Annotated in this window: 23 protein-coding genes and 2 pseudogenes; 17 read left to right on the top strand and 8 right to left on the bottom strand. The window is 35.2% G+C overall.

Annotated elements, in window-relative coordinates; all coding sequences use genetic code 11:
* Positions 1-18: 18 nt before the first annotated feature.
* The 3 genes from LC087_RS06800 to LC087_RS06790 all read right to left on the bottom strand — a co-directional run bounded on the left by LC087_RS06800 (position 19) and on the right by LC087_RS06790 (position 2,094).
* Positions 19-948, bottom strand: coding sequence for an iron-hydroxamate ABC transporter substrate-binding protein (locus LC087_RS06800; protein WP_226538645.1), 930 nt, complete (start codon positions 946-948; stop codon positions 19-21).
* Positions 899-1,744 (bottom strand): ABC transporter ATP-binding protein, encoded by an 846-nt coding sequence (locus LC087_RS06795; RefSeq protein ID WP_226538644.1) that lies wholly within the window; start codon positions 1,742-1,744, stop codon positions 899-901. Before LC087_RS06795 ends, LC087_RS06800 begins: the two co-directional genes overlap by 50 nt.
* 146 nt (positions 1,745-1,890) lie before the next feature.
* The gene (locus tag LC087_RS06790; protein ID WP_226538643.1) at positions 1,891-2,094 is read right to left on the bottom strand and encodes a CDGSH iron-sulfur domain-containing protein; all 204 of its coding nucleotides are present in this window, start codon (positions 2,092-2,094) and stop codon (positions 1,891-1,893) included.
* Between the two features lie 97 nt (positions 2,095-2,191).
* Between LC087_RS06790 and LC087_RS06785 the strand changes: the two genes are divergently transcribed.
* Positions 2,192-2,434: a DUF2552 family protein gene (locus LC087_RS06785; protein ID WP_226538684.1), complete on the top strand. Its 243-nt coding sequence runs from the start codon at positions 2,192-2,194 to the stop codon at positions 2,432-2,434.
* A 30-nt stretch (positions 2,435-2,464) separates the two neighbouring features.
* Here LC087_RS06785 and LC087_RS06780 read toward each other — a convergent pair whose 3' ends face one another.
* The gene (locus tag LC087_RS06780) at positions 2,465-3,406 is read right to left on the bottom strand and encodes an alpha/beta hydrolase (protein ID WP_226538683.1); all 942 of its coding nucleotides are present in this window, start codon (positions 3,404-3,406) and stop codon (positions 2,465-2,467) included.
* An 88-nt stretch (positions 3,407-3,494) separates the two neighbouring features.
* Positions 3,495-3,662, bottom strand: a pseudogene (locus LC087_RS19615) (winged helix-turn-helix transcriptional regulator); the annotation flags it as partial.
* Positions 3,663-3,867: 205 nt separating this feature from the next.
* Here LC087_RS19615 and LC087_RS06775 point away from each other — a divergent pair.
* From LC087_RS06775 to LC087_RS06765, 3 genes are read left to right on the top strand one after another with little or no spacing between them, the layout of a single operon-like run.
* On the top strand, positions 3,868-5,055 hold the full coding sequence (locus tag LC087_RS06775; protein ID WP_226538642.1) for a styrene monooxygenase/indole monooxygenase family protein: 1,188 nt from the start codon (positions 3,868-3,870) through the stop codon (positions 5,053-5,055).
* A gap of 21 nt (positions 5,056-5,076) precedes the next feature.
* Positions 5,077-6,168 carry an SDR family oxidoreductase gene (locus LC087_RS06770; RefSeq protein WP_226538641.1) on the top strand — a complete coding sequence of 364 codons (1,092 nt, stop codon included), beginning with the start codon at positions 5,077-5,079 and terminating at the stop codon, positions 6,166-6,168.
* 16 nt (positions 6,169-6,184) lie between these two features.
* Entirely contained in the window at positions 6,185-9,961 is a 3,777-nt protein-coding gene (locus LC087_RS06765; RefSeq protein WP_226538640.1) for a non-ribosomal peptide synthetase, read from the top strand.
* Between the two features lie 218 nt (positions 9,962-10,179).
* On the opposite strand, the gene LC087_RS06760 is transcribed toward LC087_RS06765, so the two are convergent.
* Positions 10,180-11,091, bottom strand: a complete 912-nt coding sequence (locus LC087_RS06760; protein WP_226538639.1) for a hydroxymethylglutaryl-CoA lyase — start codon at positions 11,089-11,091, stop codon at positions 10,180-10,182.
* A 171-nt stretch (positions 11,092-11,262) separates the two neighbouring features.
* Here LC087_RS06760 and LC087_RS06755 point away from each other — a divergent pair, with 171 nt between their 5' ends.
* From LC087_RS06755 to LC087_RS06735, 5 genes are all read left to right on the top strand, one after another.
* Positions 11,263-11,964 (top strand): CoA transferase subunit A, encoded by a 702-nt coding sequence (locus LC087_RS06755; RefSeq protein ID WP_306020423.1) that lies wholly within the window; start codon positions 11,263-11,265, stop codon positions 11,962-11,964.
* Positions 11,961-12,626, top strand: a complete 666-nt coding sequence (locus LC087_RS06750) for a 3-oxoacid CoA-transferase subunit B (protein WP_226538637.1) — start codon at positions 11,961-11,963, stop codon at positions 12,624-12,626. The genes LC087_RS06755 and LC087_RS06750 overlap by 4 nt, the downstream gene beginning before the upstream one ends.
* A gap of 82 nt (positions 12,627-12,708) precedes the next feature.
* Positions 12,709-12,900: a YqkE family protein gene (locus LC087_RS06745; RefSeq protein ID WP_226538636.1), complete on the top strand. Its 192-nt coding sequence runs from the start codon at positions 12,709-12,711 to the stop codon at positions 12,898-12,900.
* 161 nt (positions 12,901-13,061) lie between these two features.
* Positions 13,062-13,439, top strand: a complete 378-nt coding sequence (locus LC087_RS06740) for an Rrf2 family transcriptional regulator (protein WP_226538635.1) — start codon at positions 13,062-13,064, stop codon at positions 13,437-13,439.
* 191 nt (positions 13,440-13,630) lie between these two features.
* Positions 13,631-14,536, top strand: a complete 906-nt coding sequence (locus LC087_RS06735) for an NAD(P)/FAD-dependent oxidoreductase (protein WP_226538634.1) — start codon at positions 13,631-13,633, stop codon at positions 14,534-14,536.
* 612 nt (positions 14,537-15,148) lie between these two features.
* Here the strand turns inward: LC087_RS06735 and LC087_RS06730 are convergent.
* Both LC087_RS06730 and mciZ read right to left on the bottom strand, forming a co-directional pair.
* Positions 15,149-16,063: an aldo/keto reductase gene (locus LC087_RS06730; RefSeq protein WP_226538633.1), complete on the bottom strand. Its 915-nt coding sequence runs from the start codon at positions 16,061-16,063 to the stop codon at positions 15,149-15,151.
* Between the two features lie 70 nt (positions 16,064-16,133).
* Positions 16,134-16,322 (bottom strand): Z-ring formation inhibitor MciZ, encoded by a 189-nt coding sequence (gene mciZ / locus LC087_RS06725; protein WP_306020419.1) that lies wholly within the window; start codon positions 16,320-16,322, stop codon positions 16,134-16,136.
* An 89-nt stretch (positions 16,323-16,411) separates the two neighbouring features.
* Here mciZ and LC087_RS06720 point away from each other — a divergent pair, with 89 nt between their 5' ends.
* From LC087_RS06720 to LC087_RS06685, 8 genes and pseudogenes are all read left to right on the top strand, one after another.
* Positions 16,412-16,963, top strand: a complete 552-nt coding sequence (locus tag LC087_RS06720; RefSeq protein WP_226538631.1) for an NUDIX hydrolase — start codon at positions 16,412-16,414, stop codon at positions 16,961-16,963.
* A gap of 72 nt (positions 16,964-17,035) precedes the next feature.
* Entirely contained in the window at positions 17,036-17,674 is a 639-nt protein-coding gene (gene spoIIM / locus LC087_RS06715; RefSeq protein ID WP_226538630.1) for a stage II sporulation protein M, read from the top strand.
* A 122-nt stretch (positions 17,675-17,796) separates the two neighbouring features.
* Complete coding sequence (gene fur / locus LC087_RS06710; protein ID WP_226538629.1) at positions 17,797-18,285, top strand: ferric iron uptake transcriptional regulator; 489 nt, start codon at positions 17,797-17,799, stop codon at positions 18,283-18,285.
* A 231-nt stretch (positions 18,286-18,516) separates the two neighbouring features.
* On the top strand, positions 18,517-18,732 hold the full coding sequence (locus tag LC087_RS06705) for a YqzK family protein (protein ID WP_306020415.1): 216 nt from the start codon (positions 18,517-18,519) through the stop codon (positions 18,730-18,732).
* Positions 18,733-18,738: 6 nt separating this feature from the next.
* Positions 18,739-19,632 carry a site-specific tyrosine recombinase XerD gene (xerD, locus tag LC087_RS06700; protein WP_226538628.1) on the top strand — a complete coding sequence of 298 codons (894 nt, stop codon included), beginning with the start codon at positions 18,739-18,741 and terminating at the stop codon, positions 19,630-19,632.
* A 238-nt stretch (positions 19,633-19,870) separates the two neighbouring features.
* On the top strand, positions 19,871-21,058 hold the full coding sequence (gene deoB, locus LC087_RS06695) for a phosphopentomutase (protein WP_226538627.1): 1,188 nt from the start codon (positions 19,871-19,873) through the stop codon (positions 21,056-21,058).
* A gap of 12 nt (positions 21,059-21,070) precedes the next feature.
* Complete coding sequence (locus LC087_RS06690) at positions 21,071-21,886, top strand: purine-nucleoside phosphorylase (RefSeq protein ID WP_226538626.1); 816 nt, start codon at positions 21,071-21,073, stop codon at positions 21,884-21,886.
* A gap of 64 nt (positions 21,887-21,950) precedes the next feature.
* Positions 21,951-23,259, top strand: a pseudogene (locus LC087_RS06685) (pyrimidine-nucleoside phosphorylase).
* The last annotated feature ends 175 nt before the right edge of the window (positions 23,260-23,434 follow it).

Below are 23,434 nucleotides of genomic sequence, written 5' to 3'. Positions count from 1 at the left end.
TAAACATTGTTTAGTTAATTATTTTCCAAGAAAGGTATTCTTAAAGGAATCTAACTGAAACTCTAAAGTGTTTGGGTCATTGAAGTAAAATTGTCTTGCATCGACTTCAATGACTTGATTGTTTTTAACGGCAGGAATATTTTTATAAGTATCTGTTTCTTGGAAAGAGTTGTCACTTCCAGGGCGCTGACTTAAAATTAAGTAATCCCCAGCATAATCACCTAACACTTCAGAAGAGATGGCATACCAACCGTCTTCCAATGCATCACTTTTCACTTTTTTAGGCATTTTTAAGTTCATTTCTTGATATAAGATCTCTGTTCCACGTCCCCAATTATCACCAAACACATAGAATTGTTTATCGAATTTTTCAATAACGGAAACGGTAGTATCTTCACCAACTTTCTCTCGGATTTGATCACCGGTTTCTTGAGCACGTTCTTTAAAGCTTTCGACCCATGCCGTAGCTTCTTCTTCTTTGTTTACAAGTTTCCCAATTTCAATATGTTGTTGTAAGTAGTCTACTTTACCGTATGTATACGTAACAGTAGGAGCAATCTCTTGTAATTTATCAATATTTTGAATAGAGGATAATCCAATAATTAAATCAGGATCTAACTCAATAATTTTTTCTAAATTTTCTTCTGAAACTTCTTCAACATTTTTTAATTCAGTTTCCCAGCGAGGATTCATTTTTGACCAGCTATCAACGCCGACTAAGTTTATATCTAAATCTATTAAGCTACCAGCAAATGAAGAAAGGACAATGACTCTTTCTGGTTTTGAAGGTACTTCAATTGGGCCATTTTCTGTTTCATAAGTAATTGTTTCCGATGCTGGTTCTTTTTTATTTTCAGTTGATTCACTATTATTTGTTGTTTCTTCATTGCTACATGCACTAACCATGAGAACGAATATCATTAGAAAAGGTATGATTGCTTTTTTCATTGTTGTTTTCTCCTTTGATTAAGTGGTAAGTAAGACACATTGGACGATTTGTCCGAGGGTCTTTTCCGATTTCCGCATCAATTTGAAAGACTTCTCGTAAAACTTCTTTCGTTATGACGTTTTCTGGAGATCCAGATTGAATAATCTTGCCGTTTCTTAAAGCAAAAATATGATCTGCAAAACGAGCGGCATGGTTTAAATCATGCAAGACCATCACGATGGTTCGCCCTTCATCCTTATTAAGTTTTTGTAATAATTCCAGGACTTCAAGCTGATGAGCCATGTCTAAATAAGTAGTCGGCTCATCTAAAAAAATCATGTCTGTATCTTGGGCTATTGCCATGGCAATCCAAACTCGCTGACGTTGTCCCCCTGATAAGGCGTCGACAGGGTGGTGTTTAAAATCGAGGGTTCCGGTTACTTCAAGTGCCCAATCTATGATCTCTACATCGTTTTTTAATAATCTTCCAAATCGATTTTGGTGGGGGAAACGTCCGTACGATACTAGCTCTCCAGCGGTAAGTCCAGCAACACCTTCAGGACTTTGTGGCAAAATCGCCATTTTCTTGGCTAAAGATTTTGTATCTTGTTGTTTTATTTCTTTTCCATCAAGAATAATGGCACCATTTTGGTAGGGGATAATCCGAGTAAGGGCTTTTAGCAGAGTGGATTTTCCGCAGCCATTTGATCCAATAACCGTGGTGATTTGCCCATCAGGAATGGAAAGAGACAGCTCTTCTATAATTGTACGATCTCCATATTGAATAGTTAAACGATCAGTATGTAAGCGGATCATAAAAACCTCCAAACAAGGTTTTGTATCATTGAAAATGATTATCAATATCATGGTTAATAATATAACCTTAGTTTATTCATTTGTCAAACAAAAAAAGAAGCTAGAAAAGATGCTAGCTTCAAATTGACTAAGGTTGGTTTATGATTTTACTTGTTTTCAGTTCTGACACATGATTGGAACTTTCCTTTATGCTGTCCATCACAAAAAGGCATCTTTTCCGATAAACCACAACGACAGAGGGAAAATGCATTTTTTGTTTCAAACTCATTTCCTTCTGCATCTATTAACTTTACCTCTCCTGTTACTCTTAATGGACCGTGGTCTAAAATTTTGATCTCGCCATTTGTCAATGTTAAAACTCCTTTCTAAAAGAATGAAAATCCTTTATAATGATGAAAGTATGTGATAAAAAACGAACGGTGTTGATGGTTCATGGAACAAATGAAAATGGAGAAAAAGCTGAAATCTCTTCGCAATATCGCCTTAAACAAAACATGGGTTTCCTTCACAAACGAAAATCATCCGTATAGTTTATTGCATTGGTCGATCGGTGGTGTAGAGGTTAATAAAAAGGATGTATGGTTACTTCAAGATGAAATGACATTTGAAACACAAGAATTTGAAACGATCGATCAGGCATTGTCTTTTATTGAAGTACATTTGAAGGAAATAACGGAAGTGTTAGGATGAGCGAAAGGGGAACAAATCCCTTTTCGCTTTTTAAGATGATCTAGATGAAATGTTGATTTTTTGTTTATTGCTCCAAATTTTTTTTAAAAACTGTTCAATGACTTGTTCATATTCTAGTTTGTTTTCAGAATACGAAAGTGCATGAGCCCCTTTTTTAGCAATAAATAATTGCTTTTCCCCTTGTTTTTTTTCAAATAATTGTAATGTCATTGAATATGGTATATACGTGTCAGGTTCACTATGAATAAATAGCGCTGGTTTTTTAATTTTATCGATGTGACTAATAGGTGAAACATCTTTTAAAGTATAGCCTTCTCTAATTTTTAAGAACAACTCTCCAATCTGAATAAAAGGAAACGTGGGTAAGTGATAGTCGTGCTTAAGAAGATGGGCTAGTTGGTCCTTAAAATTAGCAAAAGGACAGTCTAAAATGTAAAAGTCAGCACCGTCTTCGACCATTCCTGCATATAGCAGGGTTGTTGCTGAACCCATAGATTCTCCATGTATTCCAATATAAGCATCCTTCCCATACTGAAGTTTAACCCAATCTACGACAGTTTTTAAGTCATCCTTTTCGAAATGTCCAAAACTAGTTGTTTTTCCTCCGCTTTTTCCGTGGCGACGGTGATCATAAACGACAACATTCCATCCAAGCTTTAAAAATAAATTCATGTATTTAACAGAGTTCAAATGGTTAACCGTAACCCCATGACAAATGATCATATGCCGATTATGTTTGTGAGGAGAAAGGGTAAACCCTTTTATATCATATCCATGTTTGGAGGAAAGAGTGAATTCTTTTTTAGGCGCATTGTTGAAGTCCTTTTCATTAAAAAAACCGTATGCTGTTTCTCTTTTAATAATATCTAAATCTGTTTTTTTCTTCATGTACATTAATTGGTTTGTAAAATAAATTCCGATACTGACTAGTGCTACAAAAATTATGGCAACGAATAATACAATATACAACATGAAATTCATCCACTCCTGTTTGCTTATGTGAAAAAAGGGGAACCCCTCTATCTATTTTAGCGAACTTCCACACTATAGCAAACTGAATTTACTTCACTTGGTTTTTCAAAGCCCACTTACATAACTGTTCTAATACAAGTAAGCGCGTTGTTGTTTTTTTTTGAAGGTACTCTTTTTGTCTAACCAAATCATCTGTTTCTAGTTCCTTAAGTTGTGTACTCAATGTATTATAAGCTAGTGCTCCAAGTCGTTTTTTTCATTAACTAAACATTATGTAAAATATATCTATAAAATCCGTTAATGTAAATTTATCGTAAGAATGTTAAGAAAAAATAGAAAAATAGAAAAATATAGTGTACAATATTTTATAATTCATTAATTTTACATTATTGGTATAGGTACATTGACCATATCAATGGAAAAGTAGAATGATGTAAAAAATTAAAAGGAGAGATTCTTTAATGAGAAAAAGAATAGCCATAATTGGAAGTGGTGTTGCAGCGTTACATTTAACCTATGCCATTTTAAAAGATGAATTAATGGATGTCACGATTATTACCAAACAAACTCCAGATGAATTAAGGAACAATAGAATTCATTCATCACAAGTTCATTATGGTCCTACTAGATATCGTGAAAACTATTATGGGATGCCTGCGTGGGATGAGGCGTTAGCCATTGATTCTATTCGAGTTGTATTCGGTGGTCAAGACCTTTTCGTTGGTCAATTACATGAATCGGGTTTGTCCGTTGATCAACGTTATTATGCACCACGATATATGGAAGATTTGATAGATCGAGGCGTTTCCTTTCGTTATGAAAGAGTTACGAAAGAAACATTGGAAGAACTTGTCGAAGAGTTTGATCTTGTCGTTGATTGTACAGGAAGAACGAGCTCTCTTGTTCCATATCAAGATGATAAAAAACTGACAACTGTGCACAGTCCGAAACGAAAGTGTATTATTGGTTACTTTCTTGGACTCCAACGAGAAACACGATCAGCTTTTAATTTACATATACTCCCTGAGGTTGGTGAGTTGTTTGAATTCCCAATTATAACTGAAAAGGGACCGATTACAACGCTTTATATTGAAGCAATCCCAGATGGTGATTTAGACCTTTTCAAAGGCATCAAGACTCCTGAAGATTTCACCGAAAAGATGAAATCCACCATGCAAACCTTCTTCCCAGAGGTATATGAACGAATTGATCAACAACAATTTAGATTACTTGATGAAAAAGCTTTCATGCAAATTGCTATAAATCCATATGTAAAAATTCCATACACATTGGTGAATGGAAAATTGATTGTAGGTTGTGGTGACTGTGTAGTTTTAAATGATCCATTTACAGGTCAAGGAGCTAATACCGCTTCGTATTGTGCAGAACAACTTTATTTTACATTACGAGAAGAGTTGGAGTCTGGTTGGACTGAACAAACGGGTCGAAAATATTGGGAGAAAATCAATGATTATGTAACGGCTGTAAGTGAATGGTCAAATGCTAGCGTTGATCCACTTCCTGAACAAGTCATGAATTTCCTCATGCAAGCGACACAGGATCAAAACATGGCTGATCAATTTGTTAATTGGACATCTAATCCTAAAGCGGCACACAAAGTTTTTTACGCACAAGGCGTCTCAAAATAAGAATAGATGGGAGAATGAAGAATGAAAAAGAGTGTTTTTCTTACAGGAGCAACAGGTTTTTTAGGAAAAAGGATATTAAATGATTTAGTTACTCAAGGGCATCATGTGTATATTCTTGTTCGACCTAAGCACGGAAGATCACCAGTATCTCGTATTCAAGAATTAATTAACCCTCAATATTCTCATCTTGTGACTCTTGTTGAAGGAGATTTAACTCAGGATGGTGCAGGAATAAAAGAGAATCAACTTGGAGAACTAATGGATCAAATTGACTTATTCATTCATTCTGCTGCTCTTGTGAAATTTGGGAATAAGTATGAGGATAGCCATAATGAAATTAATGTAGAGGGAACTCGCCGAGCAATAGAAGTGGCCAAAAAACTACGTATTCCTCAATTTTATCATGTGAGTACAGCATATACTACTGGTGAAGTCATGGAAGCACAAGAAATCCCTCATTCAATTGACAGGAACTTTCATAATAGTTATGAAAAATCCAAGTGCTTAACTGAAAAGCTAGTTTTAGAGTCTGCGGATGAGCAATTTAATGTGGCTATCTTTAGACCAAGTGTCATTATAGGTGATTCTGTCACAGGAGCAGCAGACACCAATATTTCTATGTACGGGTTAATCATATGTATCCAAAGGTTTATAGAGAAAATGGGTCAGAGTTTAAACAGAGAAGGGACATATCGCGTTTTAGCTGATCCTAATTGTGGTGGGAACATGGTACCTGTCAATCTTGTTAGTGAAACCATTTTGTTAGCGATGGAACAAAATATAGAAGAAGGTATTTACCACATCACAAATCCAAGAACGGTTTCGATCGATTCAATTCTTTCAACTATTTCAAGAAATTTGGAATTTCATGACAATTTCTTAATTGCTGAAAAAGATTTAACTGAACAAGGAATGACAGAAGCTGAAAAAATGCTTAATCACACTATTTCTGCGTTCTTAATCTACATGAATAAAGGTCCTGTTTTCTACAATCCAAACACAATGGCCTTATACGGAAGAAAACCTAAGTATTACACGAGTATTAATGACGAAATGTTTGATTTTATCATCGGAACTTATTTGAACGATCAAAGAAAAAAATCAACCGTATAAGGGGGGATACTTGGGAATGAGTAAGGCTGATTTTAAACAAAAAAATATGTACTCAGTATCTCCTGTTCAAAAACGTTTGTATCTTCTGAATCAAATAGAAGAGGAGAAACTGCAAAATAATCACACTCATGCTTTTCATATTCAAGGTTCACTTAGGCAAGATCGAATCAAAGAAGCAGTTCATACTTTGCTTAACAGACATGAAGCACTGCGTACCTCCTTTCATGTTATAGAAGGTAAAGTTGTTAAACAAATACATGAACAGGTCGAATTAGTGATAGAGTATCGTGAAACTTCGATTGAATTGGTGAATAAAACGATTAAAGAGATAGCATCAACCTATCAACTAGGAGTTCCTCCTTTACTAAAAGTATCCATTTTAAGCATGGGTGAACAACAACATCTACTACTACTTAATATTCATGACATAATCGCTGATCATGCTTCTGGGAATTTAATTTTGAAGGAAATTGTTAGTCTTTATCTTGGTGACCCTTTATTGGATGACGCTACTCACCTTAAAAGACAAGAAATACACTTAAATAAAGAGCGACTTCAGGAGCAGAAAACCTATTGGTTAAACCAGTTTCATGGAGAGATTCCCCTTTTAGATTTACCACTTGACTATCATAGACCATCTACTCAGAGCTTCGATGGGGAAGCCATTCACTTTTCTTTAAGTACCGAAATGACAAAACAATTAAAAGAACTGGCACTAAAAGAACATACGAATTTGGAGGTCATTTTGCTTTCTATCTACCAAGTGCTCCTTTCCAAAACGACTAGACAATCAGATATGATTGTAGGCTTAGTCCATTCAAATGGATTGGAAAACACTGTAGGTAATCATGAACAACCCTATGCTTTACGAAATCAAGTAGAAAAACAATTAGCTTTTACTACGTTTCTCCACCAAATAAAAGAGAAACTCTTTGTTGCTAGAGAGAACCTAGATTATCCTTTTGAACAAGTCATCGATCAAGTTCAAGTAACGAGAGAAATTAATCGAAATCCATTATACGATGCAATGTTTGTGATGAAAAAACAAGAACTCGAAAAAATTGAGCAGAACGACATGATTTTTTCCCCTTACGAGCTGAGTCATCGAGCGGCTAAAGTTGATTTAACTCTTGAAGTAAAAGAAGTAGACAACAAAATTGAATGTACGTTTCTATATTCTTTGCCGCTATTTTTAAGATCTACTATTGAAAGAATGGGGACACATTTCGTACAACTAACAAAACAAATCATTCAACAAAAAAAAGTCACAATAGCAGAGCTCCATCTTATTTCTGAAAGAGAAAAAGAGCAAATAATCAATGATTTTAATCCTTCCACAACAGATTATCCGATCAACAAGACGATTCCTCAACAATTTGAGGAACAAGTTGGACGAACGCCGAAGGATATTGCTCTTATTTGTGGTGAAAAAAGGTTATCCTATACAGAGTTAAATGAACAAGCAAATCAATTAGCCCACTATTTAATAGATAAGCAAAAAGTTGGGAAAGATTCACTAGTTGGCATTGTGATGGAACGTTCTACTGAAATGATGGTTACGATTCTCGCTATATTAAAAACGGGAGGAGCCTATGTCCCGATTGATCCTGCTTTTCCATCAGATCGAATCAAAGCAATTATTGAGGATGCTAAGATCAAAACGGTTTTGACAAGTGAAGAGAACCTTTTATTAATGAATCGTTTGCAGCAAGACTGTAAACATCCATTTATTCCTGTCACCTTCAACTCGGATTTGTATGTAGAGTTTGTGGAGTATGAAAAAAAGTCACCACAACTTTCATTCTCAGTAAATGACTTAGCCTATGTCATTTATACTTCTGGATCTACAGGAACTCCGAAAGGGGTTATGGTTGAACATCAGGCACTGAGTAATTTTGTACAAGCAATGGCGGATGAAATTGATTTTAAATATGGCAAAACGATTCTTTCTCTCACAACGGTATCTTTTGATATCTTTTTCATGGAAGCGATTCTCCCTATGCTGAAAGGTTTAAGGGTGATACTCGCTGAAGAAGTGGAACAAAAAGATTCGAAATTAATCTCTAGCCTTATTCAGGAACATCACGTAGATATGTTGCAGACAACTCCTTCACGAATGAAAGTGATCATCAATGATGAGCAAGGGTTAGCAGCTATTTCAAATTTAAAAGAAATTATGTTAGGTGGCGAAGCCCTTTCAGATGCTCTATTGGTTGAATTGCAAAATCATACCGTAGCAAGAATCTATAATTTGTACGGTCCGACAGAAAGTACGATCTGGTCAACGATGAAAGATTTAACCGATAAAGAGAAAGTGGATATTGGTCAACCAATTGCCAATACTCAAGTATACATTTTAGATGAGCACTTGTCTCTACAACCAATTGGGGTTACGGGAGAAATATGTATAGCAGGGGATGGACTAGCAAGAGGATACTTAAATAATTCTAAATTAACAAAACAGAAATTTGTAGAAAATCCGTTTCAACAAGGTAAGAAGATGTACAAAACAGGAGATATGGCAAGATTTTTAGATGATGGTAGTATCGAATACTTAGGAAGAATGGATCATCAAGTGAAAATAAGAGGATATCGAATTGAGCTAGGGGAGATTGAGCATCACCTCCAAAAGCATAGTGCAGTGAAAGAAGCCGCCGTAATTGCCCAAAAAAATACGAGTGAACAAGATGAACTATGTGCTTATTTGGTTTCTTCATCTGAACTTTCTGTGTCGGAAATACGTAGCTATTTACAGCAAAAATTACCTGAATATATGTTGCCATCCTATTTTGTTCAATTGGAATCCATGCCCGTTACGATCAATGGCAAACTAGATTTGAATAAACTTCCGGAACCGGATCACAGTATGAAGATTGGGACAGAATACAGGGCACCAAACAACCCTATTGAAGAAGCGCTTGTTCCTATTTGGAAGCATATTCTTAATGTTGAGGATATTGGGGTTATGGATAATTTCTTTGATTTAGGAGGAAATTCAATTCAAGCAACCATCCTGGTTTCTAAGATTCATGAAATGATGCAGGTTGAAGTACCCTTAAAAGAAGTTTTTTCTGCTCCGACGATTAAGCAACTAGCGAATGTCATTATGCTCTATACAGCCATTGGTCATATTACGGATGAACCTTATATGTTAATGAGTGAACCACGAGAAAAGAACTTGTTTTGTTTTCCTCCTATAATTGGTTATGGTGTTTTATTTGGGGGAATCGTACCATTTATTGAATCACACTCAATTTATGCTTTCGACTTTATTGAAGAAGAGAGCCGAATGGAAGAGTACATTAATATGATAACAAAGATCCAACCCGATGGTGATTATGTGTTACTTGGATACTCAACAGGGGGGATCCTTGCCTTTGAAGTCGCTAAGGAAATGGAGAAAAAAGGACTTGTGGTATCGGATATCATTTTGTTAGATGCTGATAAGAGAAATCATAGGGTTGACCAAAGTCCTGCAGAAATTGTCCGCGAGCTGGAACTGATTATGCATGAAAACAAAGTGCACGCTCAATACGCTAAAGATATGTTTAACAAAAGAGCCATTATTTTTAAGACCTATTTAAATCATTTAGTAAGTGATGTTTTAGTGAATGCTAATATCCATTTCATTACTTCTATTGAAACAGATAAAGAATTATTAAAAACTTGGGAAGGAGCAACGAACGGGGAGCATTTCATATACCAAGGCTTTGGTGCTCACAATACTATGCTATCACTTGAAACCGTAACGGAAAATTCACTGGTCATTCGAGAAATATTGGATCGTCTGTAAATATAGATATGTACAAAAAATCCAAAAGTAGCCTAATATTGTATATTTAGGCTACTTTTATTTATTATGATTTAGAGTTTTGTCGTTTAGTTGGTTTTATCGCTTGTTCTATTTCTTCTGCAGAAGTAACTTTTTTTACATCATTTGCGGTTGGCTTTCCTTTTTGTCTACTCAACTATATCACCTCTTCGTTATTATCATTCCAAATAAAAGTCTCTTTAAACGGTAGACTTTTGTCTGGAATAGAGTAAGTAGTTTTTACTTAGGATGGGTGAAGAAAGGTGAGGAGCTAAGAGGTCAATCGCTTGAAATAACTTATTTATATCAATTCCTGTTTCAATCCCTAATGACTCGAATAAAGTGAGTGCATCTTCCGTCGCAACATTACCAGTAGCACCTTTAGCGAACGGACATCCTCCTAGTCCACCTGCAGAACAATCAAACCGGGTAATGCCTGCTTGGAGGGCGGTATAAATATTGCTAAGGGCCATTCCTCTAGTATCATGAAAATGAGCGGAAAATGTCGTTGATGGAAAGGCTTCCTTTAAAAGTGAAAATAAAAAAGCGACTTCTTGGGGATTAGCCATACCGATCGTATCAGCTACACTAATATCATCTACGCCATATTGAATAAATTTTTGGCATAATGATAGTACATTATTAGGATCAATTTTCCCCTCGTAAGGACAATAGAAGGCGGTAGAAATACAAATACGTAACCATTTTTTTTGTTCTTTTAATTGTTTAATGAGAGGTAATAATTCCATTAATGCTTCATTTGTTGATCGGTTAATATTCTTCTTATTAAACGTGTCGCTTACACCAATGAAAAAAGCAAGTTCTGTTGCATTTGCATCATCAGCTAGTTGTACACCTTTTAAATTAGGAACAAGAACAATCTTTCTTCCAGAATTGGTAGAATTTTTTTCTACTATTTCCTTGGAATCTGCCATTTGTGGAACCCACTTAGGAGAGACAAAAGAAGTAAGTTCCATTTCTTGTATTCCAGAAGCCCAAAGTTTTTTAATAAATTGTTCTTTAACCTCTGTTTTAATTAGATTTGGTTCATTTTGTAATCCGTCTCTCGGTCCAACTTCGACAATCATTACGTTTTTAGGTTTCATCACCATACATCCACCTCAATATAGGATATTTTAGAAGAGAAATACATATTTATAGTTTAGAAGGATTTACATACAAAAAGCAATCATTTAATTGAATAATAAGAAAATAAAGGTTTTTCAAAAAACAACGAGAACATCTTTAAATGTAAGCGTTATCAATAAAAATGAGGTGAGAAGATGAAAAAAGTCTATAAACATGCGAATGACGCCGTTCGTCAGATAGAGGATGGTGCTACGATCATGGTGGGTGGGTTTGGATTATGTGGAATTCCTGAACAGCTCATCATTGCTTTAGTAGAATCTGAGGTGAAAGGGTTAACCGTCATTTCAAACAACTGCGGTGTAGACGAATGGGGATTAGGCTTACTTTTAAAGAAGAAACAAATAAAAAAGATGGTTAGTTCTTATGTAGGTGAAAACAAAGAATTTGAAAGGCAAGTATTAAATGGAGAGTTGGAGGTTGAATTGATTCCTCAAGGTACATTAGCTGAAAAGATTCGTGCAGGAGGAGCGGGGATACCAGCATTTTATACTCCTGCGGGTGTTGGGACAGAAATAGCAAATGGGAAAGAAACTCGAACGTTTGATGGAAAGGAATATGTATTAGAGGAGGGTCTGACTGCAGATTTTAGTCTTGTTAGAGCCTATCGAGGAGACGAGATGGGAAATCTTATTTATAGACATACAGATCAAAACTTCAATCCTATAATCGCGGCGGCTGGAAAAGTGACAATAGCAGAGTTAGAACAACTAGTATCTGTAGAAGAACTTGATGCAAATCAAATTCATACGCCTGGAATCTACATACAAGGTCTATATGAAGGAGAACAAGAAAAAAGAATTGAGCGCCGAACGGTGAGGATGGTGAATGAAAAATGAGTGACAAACAGCGAGTAAGGGAGAAGATTGCTAAAAGAGCAGAAAGAGAAATCTGGTCTGGAGACTATGTAAACTTAGGAATTGGCATGCCAACGTTGGTTGCTAATTTTATTAGTGACCAAAAACAAGTGATTTTGCAATCGGAAAACGGACTATTAGGAATCGGTTCATATCCTCTTGAAGAAGAGGTGGATGCTGATTTAATTAATGCTGGAAAAGAAACGGTAACCGCAATAAAAGGAGCAAGCTTCTTTAATAGTGCAGAATCATTTGCGATGATACGAGGTGGACATATTGATGTTGCTATATTAGGTGGAATGGAAGTATCGAAAATGGGGGATCTAGCCAATTGGATGATTCCGGGGAAAATGATTAAAGGAATGGGAGGAGCAATGGATCTCGTTCATGGAGCTAAAAAGATTATTGTCATAATGGAGCATGTAAGTAAAAATCAAAAGTCAAAAATAGTAAATGAATGTTCTTTACCTTTAACAGGGGAAAGAGTAGTCAATCGTATTATTACTGATCGAGCAGTATTGGATGTAACAGAAAAAGGTCTTACTTTGGTAGAAGTGGCCAAAGGGTATTCTGTTGAGGAAGTATTGGCCTCAACAGAGCCAGATTTACGTATCTCTGATGATTTAAAACTGGAAGCATTTTAGAATTTAAGATTACAACCTTAGGAGAAGCCACGGTTATTAGTTTGTGTTAAAATGGGCTTAACATTTGAAAGGTGGTTGCAAGATGAAGGATCTGCTAACAAATGAAAAGCTCCAGGCATTAAAAGACATGAAAAATGATCTTAAAGAAAAAGAAGTGGAAGAAAAGCAAGCTGAGTTAGAGAGAAAAAGGAAAGAAAGAGAAGACAAAGAGAAAAATAAATCTTTTGAAGAACTCTTTGAAGAAAGTTCTTTGGATTGGAAAAATTATAAATAATAATAACATTAAACAGAGGGGCTTCCCTCTGTTTATGATAAGTTATAGTAGAAGTGAAAAGATTCATTTAAGGAACTTTGTAATTGACAGTAAATTAAATCTGATTCATAATGTCTATTATAGATACATGAAGTCTTTAATTGTATGGTGAGGTTTGAAAAATGAAATTTTCAAAAGCGACAAATTATGCTCTACACACAATGTTATTTTTAGCTTCAAGTAAAAACAGTAAACCTATAGGTGTACAAGTACTAGCAGAAAAACAAAGTGTATCACCAACTTATCTTTCGAAAATTTTGACAAAGCTTGTGAAAGAAGGGATGATTACTTCTGTTTCAGGTGCAAATGGGGGTTATTCATTGTCTCATGGATGGGAATCAATTTCTTTTCTCGATATTATCCAAGCAATTGAAGGGAAATCTTCATTATTCGACTGTTACGATCATGGACCTGAATGTCCAATCCGAAAGGTTATGTTAAGTTCTGAGGAAAAAATGGAAGAAGAATTAAGGAGACGTACGATTGCTGATTTAGTTTGAAATAAAACAACAAGGAAAGTTGTTTTATAAGCTAATCAAAGATATAAAATATCTTTAATATCATTAATGATTTCCTCCAGTAAGACTTAAAGGATTTTATTTAATGTACATTAGTAACATAATTGTAGATATAAAAGGTACTTAATAGTGGTTTAGGAAAGCTAGAAAATATAAAAAAGGTTGGTTTGATTATGAATATACTTGATTGCATAGTTGTAGGAGCAGGCCCAGCTGGATTAAGTGCAACTTTGACGTTAGGGAGGTCAAGGAAAACAGTTGGATTATTTGACGATGGTACGAATAGAAACAGAGTCACTCAAGAGTCCCATGGTTTTATTACTAGAGACGGAACGAAACCACATGAACTAAGAGAAATTGGTTTAAATGAATTAAAGAAGTATCCATCAATATCTTATTTTAATACAAAAGTTACGGAGATAACGAAAGAGAAAGGTAATAAAAATTATTTTGTTAAAACAGTGGACAAAAAAGAGTTTATTGCTGAAAAAGTGGTACTTGCTACTGGTCTTCAAGAAGTCTTTCCTATAGATAGTGTAAGAGAGTATTATGGTAGAAGTATTTTTAGTTGTCCCTATTGTGATGGCTGGGAGATGAGAAATAAACCATTGATTGTCATAGCTGAAGAAGAAGAATACATGCTACATATGGCTAAATTAGTTTACAACTGGTCTGAAAATTTAGTTCTTATAACGAACGGCGCTGAGATTTCCGTTGAAGGTGCTTTAAAACTAGAAAAACGTAATATAAAGATAAAAACAGAACCAGTTAAAAAGTTAATTGGTGTGGACGGATATTTACATGCAGTTGAATTTGCATCAGGAGAAATAATCGAAAGAGCAGGAGGATTTGTAGTTCCTACTTTTTATCGTCCAACCCCTTTTGTGAAACAGTTAGGCTGTGAAATGAACGAAAATGGAGTTGTGGTAACAGATGGAATGGGAAGGACAACTCAAAAAGACATTTATATTGCCGGAGAAACAGAAAAATTAGCACCTTCATCAGTAACGATTTCAGCAGCAGAAGGGAATAAAGCCGCTATCGCTGTGAACGCTGATTTAGTATCAGAACGTTTCTAAACTCTTGTACAAAAAGACTGTCGATGTGACAGTCTTTTTACCAGAGTAAGAAAGTATATAAATAGGTCCTTATTTGGATGGTGCTTTTATTTTTGTCTAGCTCCAGCGCCCAGCGACTGGTGATGCTTTCGAAGCACACGACGTGCTAGCATCATCGTTGCCCACAGGACGTGGGCGCCTTTAGATGATGTTCCATTTCTCTACGATAAGTCAACATCGAAGCCTGCGGCTTTTCGTGTTTCCTTTATCTCATGCGGGGGTCTATAAGCACCTGCGTCGCTAGACGGGCGCTTGCGCTTTTCTTATTAACGATATAAATTCGCTGATAGTATAAACGAGGAAAGGTTTAATCATAAACTTATTCAATTCCCACATAAAATTCTTCTACGTAAGGATTTATCGAGGCTTTAATAATCTCATATACATCTTACTATCTGTGCACATTATTAAAAGAACCTCTCAGTGTAGTTTAATATCAAGATCATAACTAATTTTATAGAATTAGGCAAACACGGACTAAAAAATACGTCCTATTTTACTTGCTAATGATTTGTGAATAATAAAAGTGGATAGGATGTTTTTTATATTGTAAATGAAAAAGGCATGAGAACTTCAAGTCCGGTGTTGTTGATAAATATTAGACTTTGTTATAGATTGAAGCATTTTATATTCTTCTTTAGTAAGTTCTCTTTCTACTTTTAAATTATCTCTTACTTGCTCAATAGTAGATGCTCCAGGTACAACTGTTCCCACTACTTCATTCGATAAAATGTATTGTAAAGCTTTTTGATTTAATGTTAAATCACTAGCAACTTCAGATATTTGTAGTAAGAGTGATTCTAGCTCATCAATTGAATAATCTAAATATCCATTTTCTCTCATTTTTTGGCTTACTTGAGATAAAGGGCGATTGGTCAGTAAGCCCTTAGCAAGTGGTCCTCTAGCAATGACGCTCACTTGATGTTCTTGAATCAAGTTAAACCATTCTTCAGGCCGTCTGTCGAGAAGGCTATATTGCATCATAACTGAAACAACCGAGGATTGATTTAAAAAGCGTTTGATTACATTTGGGCGAATAGAAGAAATTCCAAAGTAACGTATGTACCCCTCTTTCTTTAACTCTTCGAATGTTTCAATCATTTCATCAATAGGGTCTTCAATGGTTCCTCCGTGCAATTGCAATAAATCAATATAATCTGTCTGTAAACGATGAAGACTGTTTTTTACCGCTTCTTTTAAATATTTTCTTGAAGGGTCCCAAAACCATCCTTCTTTTCCTTCTTCCCAATGATTCCCGATCTTTGTTGCTAATACAATCTGCTCTCTTTGATGACGAATAGACTTTCCAACAATGCTTTCATTTAATCCGTAGTCGTATAGATCTGCCGTATCAAGATAATTAATCCCTCTATCGATTGCCTCATCAATGATGGAACGTGCCTTTTTTTCTTCTGTTCCTAGAGACATACATCCTAAACCAATCTCACTTACATATAAATCGGACGAACCTAGTTGCCTCTTTTTCACCAAAATCCCTCCTTTATCTTCATGATAACATTAAGGAGGAGTTCAAGAAAAACGAATAAATTGTATAAAACTAGTGAATGTGAGTGTTTATTTCAGAAACAAAATGGTATTTATTTGCTAGTTCTTTCAACTGTTTCTTAATGTCAGGATAACGCCCTATTAGAACAATTCCTTTGTTACGATAATAGATTTTCAAAATAGTCATCCCCTTATTATTTGTTCCCGATGAACTTTTGCTTGCGTTCCTTGTTCTTGCCACTGTAAACGTTCACTTCCGCTTTTTTTATTTGTGATAAAATGTATGTGTGAAATAGAAGAAAAAGAACTAGAATTGGAGATGAAGTTTTCGTGAAAGATTTAGAAGAAAAAACAATAGTTAAAAAAGATATTTATAAAGGGAAAATTATCGACTTAGAGTTACATGATGTAAGCCTACCGAATGGTAATACAAGTAAGCGTGAAATTATTCAACATCCAGGAGCAGTAGCAGTTATCGCTTTAACGAATGAAAACAAATTAGTGATGGTGAAACAATATCGTAAAGCATTAGAGAAGTCTTTAGTTGAAATTCCAGCAGGAAAAATGGAAAAAGGAGAGGCTCCAGAAATTACAGCGATGAGGGAGCTTGAAGAAGAAACAGGATATTCATGTGAATCTATGGAACCTATTACATCATTTTATACTTCACCAGGGTTTGCTAATGAAATTGTTTATTTGTATTTTGCTAATCGACTAACTAGAATTCATGAGAATCAAGCTTTAGATGAGGACGAGTTTGTAGAATTATTAGAAGTAACGATAGAAGAAGCAGAGGAAATGATGAAAAACAAACAAATTCATGATGCGAAAACAGCTTATGCACTGCAATATATTAAACTTCAGCGATTGAATCAAAAATAATACGATTGGTGCATTCATATTCTCTTTCTTTTTTCCATACAATCTAGTAATTGTATAGAGGAGGAGAAAGAGATGACAAGCCAGTCTCTAAAAGTATCTGTAAGCGAACATCTTCGAGAAAAAGCATCTATTTATTTATTTGTGTTCGTTTTACTTATAATGGGTGTTATTTTTGGTGCCATAATTGTAAATAGTATGAGCATTTCTTCAAGGGAAGATTTATTTTCTTATTTAGAACGTTTTTTTGGACAAATACAGAGTGGACAAACCGCTCAAGGAGCGGATTTGTTTAAGCAAAGTTTTATAGACAATATTAAGTTCATCGGTCTAATATGGTTATTAGGGATATCAATTATTGGATTGCCTATTATACTGATTATGCTTTTTCTTAAAGGAATTGTTGTAGGTTTTACAGTGGGTTTTCTTGTCAATCAAATGGGCTGGAATGGATTTTTATTATCTTTTGTAGCGGTTTTTCCACAAAATCTATTGTTAATTCCATTGTTTTTAGTAACCAGTGTATTGGCGATTTCCTTTTCTTTAAATGTTTTAAAACAGTTGTTTACTAAAAATTATCGAGCGTCACCTTCTAAAATGTTTTTTCAGTATGTTGTATTTATGTTTATTATTTCAATATTTGTTTTAATTCCAGCTAGCTTTGAAGCGTATATTTCACCTCTTTTAATGGAAAAAGTAGTTAGTTGGTTTTAATAATTTATAATTATTATTATTTAATATAGTCTTTATTTATTAATTAAGAATAGTTTTAGTTGGATACGATCCCTTCATTTGTTATAATATAATGAGGAAAAGGCGAGGGAGGGATGGTTCGTATGGAAGGTCGCCTTGAAAGAATAAAGAAGCAGTTGCATTCATCAAGCTATAAGTTAACTCCCCAAAGAGAAGCAACTGTTCGTGTTCTTCTTGAGCACGAAGAGGACCATTTGAGTGCAGAGGATGTTTTCCTTTTAGTAAAGGAGAAAGCTCCTGAGATTGGTTTAGCAACCGTTTATCGAACATTGGAGTTGTTAACTGAATTAAAAATTGTTGATAAAATTAACTTCGGTGATGGGGTTTCCAGGTATGATTTAAGACAAGAGGGAGCGGCCCACTTTCACCATCATTTAGTTTGTATTGAATGTGGAACAGTTGATGAAATACAAGAAGACTTATTAGAAGATGTTGAAGAGATTGTTGAACGAGACTGGAAGTTTAAAATTAAAGATCACCGATTAACATTTCATGGTATTTGCCATCGATGTCAAAGTGATCCTGCGACTGATAATGAAAATCAACAACGAAAAGAAGCCTTTTCCAAATAAAATGGGAAAGGTTTTTCTCATTTTATTCGGGACAGTTTTCCTAAATATATATCAAAAGTCTTAGTGGAATTTTTAAAGTAGTAGAATAAAGTGAAAGTAACGTAATGCAAAAATATGTGGAAAGATATATTGGTGCACTTGAGGGCAGGCTTTTTGATACGTAACCATTTTAAATGTATAGTTTTCCCCTTTTTGGACATAGAATGGTGGTAAAGGCAGGAGGGGAAAAGTGTGCGAGCTATTTTTGATATGATTAAAGTATTTGTTTTGTTTACAAGTTTTACGATTCTTTTTTACTATGCTATTATATGGGTTAATGAGGAATATCAACATTTTCATCGTTATGATGAGCCTGAAGGTTCCGCGTTAAAAGTTGTTAGTATGAATAACGGACAAACATACTCAATAAAAGAAAGGCTGATTTTCTTTTATTTAAATGGGGAGTAGAAAAAAGTGAATGATTCCATTGAAGATTACTTGCATTTTTTAATGGTTGAAAAAGGATTATCTAAAAATACTCTTATCTCTTATAAGAGGGATTTGAATAACTATTCAAAATTTCTAGTCGAAGAAGAAAAAATGAAGGAGTTTCAATCGGTTGGAAGAGCCCATATTATTGGATTTTTAAAATCGTTAAAGGACTCTGGTAGATCAAGTAAAACGATCGCGAGACATATAGCATCTATTCGTTCATTTCATCAATTTCTTCTTAGGGAAAAAAAGACAGATCATGATCCATCCGTTCATATCGAATCACCGCAAATTGAGAGGTCTCTTCCTAAAATATTATCTTTACAAGAAGTTGAGAGATTACTAGATACTCCTAAGTTAACTTCTCCTTTTGGATATCGTGATAAGGCGATGCTGGAGTTATTATATGCGACAGGAATAAGAGTATCAGAAATGATTAACTTAGATTTAAATGATGTGCATCTTCAAATGGGATTTATTCGCTGTACAGGGAAAGGAAACAAGGAGCGAATTGTTCCCATTGGACAGACAGCAAGCGATGCGATCAATCGTTATATAGAAAAAGGAAGAGGAAAGTTAGTTAAGACATCGAATAAAACGAAAGCGCTGTTTGTGAATCATCACGGTAATCGAATTTCAAGACAAGGTTTTTGGAAAAATCTTAAGAAAATATCTGTTGATGCACAAATTGATAAAGAGTTGACTCCGCATACATTGAGGCATTCGTTTGCAACCCACTTGTTGGAAAATGGTGCAGATTTACGTGCAGTTCAAGAAATGCTTGGACATTCGGATATTTCAACGACACAAATATATACTCATGTAACGAAAGCCCGTCTTAAGGATGTTTATAAACAATTTCATCCACGTGCTTAACTTTAATAGCCCTTCCATGAAAGGGTTTTATTTGATGGATGAGCAGGTGAGGAGAGCAGTTGACAAAGAAATTCGAAGCTTATTCAAAATTCTTTAGTTAAAAGTATTGTAAAATACCATGTAACCGTTTTATAATTTAGTTGTCAGACTTCTGACAAGTATTGAAGGGAACATATAATTATTTATCTTTGGAACTATAGTTTATATATACGGTTAGAGAAAAAAGGAGGCAATTAAAATGGGACAATATACATATAATCGAATCCACTTAATTGTATTAGATTCGGTTGGTATAGGAGAAGCACCTGATGCAGAACAATTTAATGACAAGGGTGCGCATACATTAGGTCACATTGCCGAACATATGAATGGACTTAAAATGCCGAATATGGCGAAATTAGGACTTAGCAATATCGAAGAAATAAAAGGGATACCTGTTCAAGAGAAACCACTTGCGTATTATACGAAAATGCAGGAAGCTTCTAATGGAAAAGATACAATGACAGGCCATTGGGAAATAATGGGCCTTTATATTGAGAAGCCATTTAAAGTTTTCCCTGATGGATTTCCAAAAGAACTTTTAGATGAACTTGAAGCAAAAACAGGAAGAAAAATAATTGGGAATAAACCTGCATCTGGTACAGCTATTCTTGATGAACTTGGAGAAGAGCACATGAAAACAGGTGCGTTAATTGTTTATACTTCAGCAGACTCCGTCCTGCAAATTGCTGCTCATGAAGAGATTGTTCCTTTAGAAGAGCTATATGAGATTTGTGAAATTGCAAGAGAACTTACGCTAGATGAAAAATATATGGTTGGACGAGTCATTGCTAGACCATTTGTTGGCTCACCTGGTGATTTTAAACGTACTCCGAATAGACATGATTATGCTTTGAAGCCTTTTGAACCAACGGTAATGAATACATTAAAAGACAATAATATTGATGTTATCGCTATCGGGAAAATTTCTGATATTTACGATGGAGAAGGTGTAACAGAAGCAATACGAACAAAATCCAATGAAGATGGAATGGATAAATTTATCGATACTTTAGACAAAGATTTCACTGGTTTAAATTTCCTTAACTTGGTTGATTTTGATGCCCTTTTTGGTCATCGTCGTAACCCTAAGGGATACGGTGATGCTCTTGAGGATTTCGATGCAAGGCTCCCTGAGGTGTTTGAAAAACTAAGAGAAGATGATCTCCTAATTATAACAGCAGACCATGGTAACGACCCAATTCATCATGGGACAGATCATACAAGAGAATACGTTCCTTTATTAATGTATAACAAAAAAATGTCTGAAGGAAAGAGTTTACCTATCAGAGATACATTTGCTGATATTGGAGCAACTGTTGCAGAGAACTTTTCTGTTCAGGCACCTAAATATGGAAAAAGCTTCTTAAAAGAAATTCAAAGGTAAGGAGAATGGATGATGGAGAGACATGATATTGAACAAGCTGCGAAATATTTAAAAGACACATTTAATGAAGCCCCATCAATTGGATTAATTTTAGGTTCTGGTTTAGGGGTATTGGCAGAAGAAATTGAAAACGCTGTTAAAGTTCCATATGAGAGCATTCCGAACTTTCCAGTCTCAACTGTAGAAGGTCATGCAGGACAATTTGTTTTTGGACGATTGCAAGGTAAGACCGTTGTAGCGATGCAAGGTCGTTTTCATTTTTATGAAGGATATAGTCTTCAAAAAGTAACAGCACCGATTCGTGTTATGAAAGAGTTAGGGGTTCAATCTCTTATTGTAACAAATGCTGCTGGAGGAATAAATGAAAGCTTTCAAGCAGGGGACTTGATGATTATTAGTGACCATATTAACAATTTTGGGACAAACCCATTAATTGGTCCAAATGATTCAAAGCAAGGTGTTCGCTTTCCAGATATGTCAACAGCCTATGATGGCAAATTAAGGGATTTAGCAAAGCAAGTGGCAAACGAATTGTCCATCAATATTAAAGAAGGTGTTTACGTTGGAAACACTGGACCAACTTATGAAACACCTGCTGAAATTCGTATGTTGCGAACGCTAGGTGGAGATGCAGTTGGAATGTCAACTGTTCCTGAAGTGATTGTAGCTAAGCATTCAGGCTTAAATGTACTTGGGATATCTTGTATCTCCAATATGGCAGCAGGTATTTTAGATCAACCGCTAAGCCATGATGAAGTAATTGAGACAACTGAAAAAGCTCGTGAATCATTTTTAAAGCTAATTAAAACTACTATAGAGAGAATGTAATGTAGGTTGAAAATAGAGATGCAGGCATGCTTTAGTAACAACTAAAAAGGATAGGTGACTCCAAATGAGAATGGTAGATATCATTTTAAAGAAAAGACATGCAGAGCAATTAACAGATGAAGAAATTAAATTTTTCATAAAAGGGTATACAGACGGTGACATTCCTGACTATCAAGTGTCAGCTTTGTTAATGGCCATTTATTACAATGGACTTAATTCTGAAGAAACAGCGACATTGACTCAAGCAATGGTGGATTCAGGGGATTCCATTGATTTATCAGCTATTCAAGGTCATAAAGTAGATAAGCATTCAACGGGAGGAGTTGGCGATAAAGTAACCTTTATTGTAGGTCCGTTAGTTGCATCTGTTGGTGTACCTGTTGCAAAAATGTCTGGAAGAGGTTTAGGTCACACTGGTGGTACACTCGATAAACTCGAAGCAATAGAAGGATTTCATATTGAAATGACGGAACAAGAATTTATTGATCGTGTGAATAAAAACAAGCTGGCTGTTGCTGGTCAAACAGGGAATCTAGCGCCTGCAGATAAAAAGTTATATGCACTTCGTGATGTAACAGGAACTGTTGATTCCATTCCGCTTATCGCTAGTTCAATTATGAGCAAAAAGCTGGCATCAGGGGCAGATAGCATTGTTTTAGATGTTAAGACAGGTTCAGGAGCATTCATGAAGACAATGGAAGGCTCTGAAGCTTTAGCAAATGAAATGGTTAAGATCGGGAACAACTTAGGAAGAAATACAGTCGCTGTTATTAGTGATATGAACCAACCTTTAGGTTATGAGGTTGGAAATGCGAACGAAGTAAAAGAAGCGGCTGAAATCCTGCAAGGTAAGAGAGTTGAAGATCTTCGCGTTCTTTCTCTTGAAATTGCTTCTCATATGACTGTATTAGCAGAAGTATTCCCTTCCTACGAAGAGGCTTATAAAGCTCTTGAAGAGAACTTAGAAAACGGGAAAGCCTTTGCAGCATTCAAAACGTTTATTGAAGCTCAAGGCGGTAATGTCGAAGTTATTGATGACTTAAGTAAACTTCCAACAGCGAAATATGATGTTGAAGTAAAAGCGGATCAAGATGGTTTCGTATCTGAAATTGATGCTGAATCAATCGGTGTAGCTGCTATGTATTTAGGTGCTGGACGTGCAACAAAAGATGATGAAATTAATCATGCAGTTGGAATTACATTAACGAAAAAAAATTGGAGATGCAGTAAAAGCAGGAGAAGCACTTGCTATTTTGCGTAGCGATGATGAGAATCCGATTGACTCCATTAATAAGGTGAAGGAAGCTTATACAGTTTCAAGTAATGAAGTAAAAGCTCCTACGTTAATTCATAAAGTGATTACAAAAGCATAATCCTATAATTCAAAAATCCTCTTTGGTGAAATCCAAAGAGGATTTTTTTATAGGTCAGAAGTATATATCTTTTTGTTTTGGTAAAAATGGGGAGTATTATAAGTTGTTCAAAAAAAACATAAAAAAATGACTGGTGACTAACTTTGTTGGTTTGCTTTTCCACTCCTCATGTACT

The sequence above is a fragment of the Bacillus carboniphilus genome, from assembly GCF_020524035.2.
Classification (GTDB): domain Bacteria; phylum Bacillota; class Bacilli; order Bacillales; family JAIVKR01; genus Bacillus_CC.
The sequence above is the reverse complement of the archived record's forward strand: the minus strand, read 5'-3'. Positions and strand labels throughout refer to the sequence as shown.

What these genes read in the sequence shown, in the direction of transcription:
- LC087_RS06745 (WP_226538636.1), top strand. Translation starts at nt 12,709, where the DNA reads ATGAAGGATCTGCTAACAAATGAAAAGCTCCAGGCATTAAAAGACATG.
- LC087_RS06740 (WP_226538635.1), top strand. Translation starts at nt 13,062, where the DNA reads ATGAAATTTTCAAAAGCGACAAATTATGCTCTACACACAATGTTATTT.
- LC087_RS06775 (WP_226538642.1), top strand. Translation starts at nt 3,868, where the DNA reads ATGAGAAAAAGAATAGCCATAATTGGAAGTGGTGTTGCAGCGTTACAT.
- LC087_RS06795 (WP_226538644.1), bottom strand. Translation starts at nt 1,744, where the DNA reads ATGATCCGCTTACATACTGATCGTTTAACTATTCAATATGGAGATCGT.
- deoB (WP_226538627.1), top strand. Translation starts at nt 19,871, where the DNA reads ATGGGACAATATACATATAATCGAATCCACTTAATTGTATTAGATTCG.
- LC087_RS06735 (WP_226538634.1), top strand. Translation starts at nt 13,631, where the DNA reads ATGAATATACTTGATTGCATAGTTGTAGGAGCAGGCCCAGCTGGATTA.
- LC087_RS06800 (WP_226538645.1), bottom strand. Translation starts at nt 948, where the DNA reads ATGAAAAAAGCAATCATACCTTTTCTAATGATATTCGTTCTCATGGTT.
- LC087_RS06780 (WP_226538683.1), bottom strand. Translation starts at nt 3,406, where the DNA reads ATGTTGTATATTGTATTATTCGTTGCCATAATTTTTGTAGCACTAGTC.
- LC087_RS06770 (WP_226538641.1), top strand. Translation starts at nt 5,077, where the DNA reads ATGAAAAAGAGTGTTTTTCTTACAGGAGCAACAGGTTTTTTAGGAAAA.
- LC087_RS06750 (WP_226538637.1), top strand. Translation starts at nt 11,961, where the DNA reads ATGAGTGACAAACAGCGAGTAAGGGAGAAGATTGCTAAAAGAGCAGAA.
- LC087_RS06755 (WP_306020423.1), top strand. Translation starts at nt 11,263, where the DNA reads ATGAAAAAAGTCTATAAACATGCGAATGACGCCGTTCGTCAGATAGAG.
- LC087_RS06765 (WP_226538640.1), top strand. Translation starts at nt 6,185, where the DNA reads ATGAGTAAGGCTGATTTTAAACAAAAAAATATGTACTCAGTATCTCCT.
- LC087_RS06785 (WP_226538684.1), top strand. Translation starts at nt 2,192, where the DNA reads ATGGAGAAAAAGCTGAAATCTCTTCGCAATATCGCCTTAAACAAAACA.
- spoIIM (WP_226538630.1), top strand. Translation starts at nt 17,036, where the DNA reads ATGACAAGCCAGTCTCTAAAAGTATCTGTAAGCGAACATCTTCGAGAA.
- LC087_RS06760 (WP_226538639.1), bottom strand. Translation starts at nt 11,091, where the DNA reads ATGGTGATGAAACCTAAAAACGTAATGATTGTCGAAGTTGGACCGAGA.
- fur (WP_226538629.1), top strand. Translation starts at nt 17,797, where the DNA reads ATGGAAGGTCGCCTTGAAAGAATAAAGAAGCAGTTGCATTCATCAAGC.
- LC087_RS06690 (WP_226538626.1), top strand. Translation starts at nt 21,071, where the DNA reads ATGGAGAGACATGATATTGAACAAGCTGCGAAATATTTAAAAGACACA.